At 62.6% G+C, this 3,751-nt stretch carries 1 protein-coding gene; it reads left to right on the top strand.

From position 1 onward, the window contains the following. Nucleotides 1-665: 665 nt before the first annotated feature. Nucleotides 666-3,751, top strand: a 3,086-nt coding sequence (rpoB, locus tag WBQ44_RS06365) for a DNA-directed RNA polymerase subunit beta (RefSeq protein WP_495565880.1), incomplete at its 3' end; no start/stop codon positions are given.

The raw sequence follows: 3,751 nt of genomic DNA, 5'->3' as shown, positions 1-3,751 counted from the left end.
CCGCGCACGTTGCAACCTGCGCCGGTGCTGCAGCTTGCGCGGATGTCGGAGCCAGCCCGGCGGAGTCCAGTGCAGCGACCGTTGGCGCACCTTCCACTCACCCGCGCACGTTGCAACCTGCGCCGTTGCTGCAGCTTGCGCAGACGCCGAGGCCGTGCCGAAGCCGTCCGCCGAACCTCACTGCTGCAACCTGCGCGAACCTGCAACCCGCGCGAATGCCCGACCCGCACGCGGAACGGGCACACCCAGAACCCGACCGACTGGTTCGACTGCGGGCTCGTGCGGCCGAAACCGGCGCAGGGTCCGAAACGATGGGCCCGGCCCTCTTGACGCAGGGGCTTGCAGGGTTCACTCTTGTGCTGAAGAAAGCACCCCCGCAATGACCGGATGTTCGGTGCCGCGGCCTGCGACACGCCGATGTAGTCGCCGCGCAGGTTCGTATCTCGGGTGCTACTTTTGATGCCCCTGTTGCGCCGTGCGCACATTTGGGGTACCTTTGGACGTTGCGCTGGCTGCCTCCTGTCCACCTCTCGATTGCTGTGCCCGAAGAAGCGTTGCTTCAAGGGTCTGCGATGGGGATTCGGTCTGGTTGTGACCAGCGAATTCGCCCCACATAAAGCAAGCAGATACAGCGGCGGTCGCACTGCACGAGCGACCCGCGTGAGGTGCTGGAAGGACGCATCTTGGCAGTCTCTAGCCAGACCAAGGCAGTTGTCGGAACACCGGGAGCCCCGAGGAGGGTTTCGTTCGCGAATATTCGCGAGCCGTTGGAGGTACCCGGTCTCCTCGATGTACAGACGGATTCGTTCGAATGGCTGGTAGGTGCGCAGAGCTGGCGCGACCGTGCCGCCGCTCGTGGAGACAGCAGTGTCTCCGGTGGTCTCGAGGACATCCTCACCGAGCTTTCTCCGATCGAAGATTTCTCGGGTTCGATGTCTCTTTCCTTCTCCGATCCACGGTTCGACGAGGTCAAGGCCTCGATGGACGAGTGCAAAGACAAGGACATGACGTACGCGGCACCGCTGTTCGTCACTGCCGAGTTCATCAACAACAACACCGGTGAAATCAAGAGCCAGACGGTCTTCATGGGAGATTTCCCGATGATGACCGACAAGGGCACGTTCATCATCAACGGCACCGAGCGTGTCGTCGTCTCGCAGCTCGTTCGTTCGCCGGGCGTCTATTTCGACCACTCGGTCGACAAGACGACGGAGAAGGATCTGCACAGCGTCAAGGTCATTCCTGGTCGCGGTGCATGGCTCGAGTTCGACGTCGACAAGCGCGACACCGTGGGTGTGCGTATCGACCGTAAGCGTCGCCAGCCCGTCACGGTGCTGCTGAAGGCTCTCGGTTGGTCCACCGAGCAGATCACGGAGCGCTTCGGCTTCTCCGAGATCCTCATGGCCACACTGGAGAAGGACAACACCGCCGGTACGGACGAGGCACTCCTCGACATCTACCGCAAGCTGCGTCCGGGCGAGCCGCCCACGAAGGAGTCCGCGCAAACTCTTCTGGAGAACCTGTTCTTCAAGGACAAGCGTTACGACCTCGCTCGCGTGGGTCGTTACAAGATCAACAAGAAGCTGGGCCTCAACATCGGCCAGCCGATCGTGGCGTCGACCCTCACCGAGGAAGACATCGTCGCGACGATCGAGTACCTGGTGCGCCTGCATGGCGGCGACACGGCGATGACCGCTCCCGGTGGCGTCGAGGTTCCCGTCGAGGTCGACGACATCGACCACTTCGGTAACCGTCGTCTGCGTACCGTCGGCGAGCTGATCCAGAACCAGATCCGCGTGGGCCTGTCCCGCATGGAGCGTGTCGTTCGCGAACGTATGACGACTCAGGACGTCGAGGCCATCACGCCGCAGACCCTGATCAACATCCGTCCGGTCGTCGCCGCGATCAAGGAGTTCTTCGGAACGTCCCAGCTGTCGCAGTTCATGGACCAGAACAACCCGCTGTCGGGTCTGACGCACAAGCGTCGTCTTTCGGCTCTGGGACCTGGTGGTCTTTCTCGTGAGCGCGCAGGCCTCGAAGTTCGCGACGTTCACCCGTCGCACTACGGCCGCATGTGCCCCATCGAAACGCCTGAGGGCCCGAACATCGGTCTGATCGGTTCGCTGTCGGTATACGCACGGGTCAACCCGTTCGGTTTCATCGAGACGCCGTACCGCAAAGTCGTCGAAGGCAAGGTCACCGACGATGTCGATTACCTCACCGCCGACGAGGAGGATCGCCACACGCTCGCACAGGCCAACTCTCCGGTCGACGACAGTGGTCACTTCATCGAGGACAAGATTCTGGTCCGTCGTAAGGGTGGTGAGGTCGAGTTCGTGTCGTCCTCCGACATCGATTACATGGACGTCTCGCCGCGTCAGATGGTGTCCGTCGCGACCGCAATGATTCCGTTCCTCGAGCACGACGACGCCAACCGTGCCCTGATGGGCGCGAACATGCAGCGTCAGGCCGTGCCGCTGGTGCGGAGTGAGTCGCCGCTCGTCGGTACCGGCATGGAACTGCGTGCCGCCGTCGATGCAGGTGACGTAGTCATCAACGACAAGACCGGTGTCATCGAAGAGGTCTCCGCCGACTACGTCACGGTCATGGCCGACGACGGATCACGCAAGACCTACCGCATGCGCAAGTTCGCGCGTTCGAACCAGGGCACGTGTGCCAACCAGCGTCCGATCGTGGACGAGGGTCAGCGCGTCGAGGCCGGCCAGGTCCTCGCCGACGGTCCTTGCACCGAAGACGGCGAAATGGCGCTCGGCAAGAACCTTCTCGTGGCGATCATGCCGTGGGAAGGCCACAACTACGAGGACGCGATCATTCTGTCGCAGCGCCTCGTGGAAGAGGACGTTCTGACCTCGATTCACATCGAGGAGCACGAGATCGATGCCCGCGACACCAAGCTCGGTGCCGAGGAGATCACTCGTGACATCCCGAACGTGTCCGACGAGGTCCTCGCAGACCTCGACGAGCGCGGCATCATCCGCATCGGTGCCGAGGTTCGCGACGGCGATGTGCTGGTCGGAAAGGTCACGCCGAAGGGCGAGACGGAGCTGACCCCGGAGGAGCCCCTGCTGCGCGCCATCTTCGGTGAGAAGGCACGCGAGGTTCGCGACACGTCCCTCAAGGTTCCGCACGGTGAGAACGGAAAGGTCATCGGCATTCGCGTGTTTTCGCGCGAGGACGACGACGATCTGCCTCCCGGCGTCAACGAGCTCGTGCGCGTCTACGTCGCTCAGAAGCGCAAGATTCAGGACGGCGACAAGCTCGCAGGCCGCCACGGAAACAAGGGCGTCATCGGCAAGATTCTTCCGCAGGAAGATATGCCGTTCATGTCCGACGGCACGCCGATCGACATCATCCTGAACACCCACGGTGTTCCGCGTCGTATGAACATCGGTCAGATCTTGGAGACCCACCTCGGGTGGATCGGCAAGACCGGCTGGAACGTCTCTGTCGCAACGGACGGCACGAGGCCCGATTGGGCCGAGCGTCTTCCGGAGGAAATGCTCTCGGCACCTGCAGACAGCAACATCGCCACCCCGGTGTTCGACGGCGCCAAGGAGAATCAGCTCACCGGCCTGCTGGAGAGCACGATCCCCAACCGCGACGGTGAGCAGATGGTCGGCGCAGACGGAAAGGCCACCTTGTTCGACGGCCGTTCCGGCGAGCCGTTCCCGTACCCGGTGTCGGTGGGCTACATGTACATCATCAAGCTGCACCACTTGGTCGACGACAA

Source organism: Rhodococcus sp. (in: high G+C Gram-positive bacteria) (assembly GCF_049591685.1).
Taxonomy (GTDB): Bacteria; Actinomycetota; Actinomycetes; order Mycobacteriales; family Mycobacteriaceae; genus Rhodococcoides.
Note: the sequence above shows the minus strand (reverse complement) of the source record. Positions and strands in the feature narration are given on the sequence as shown.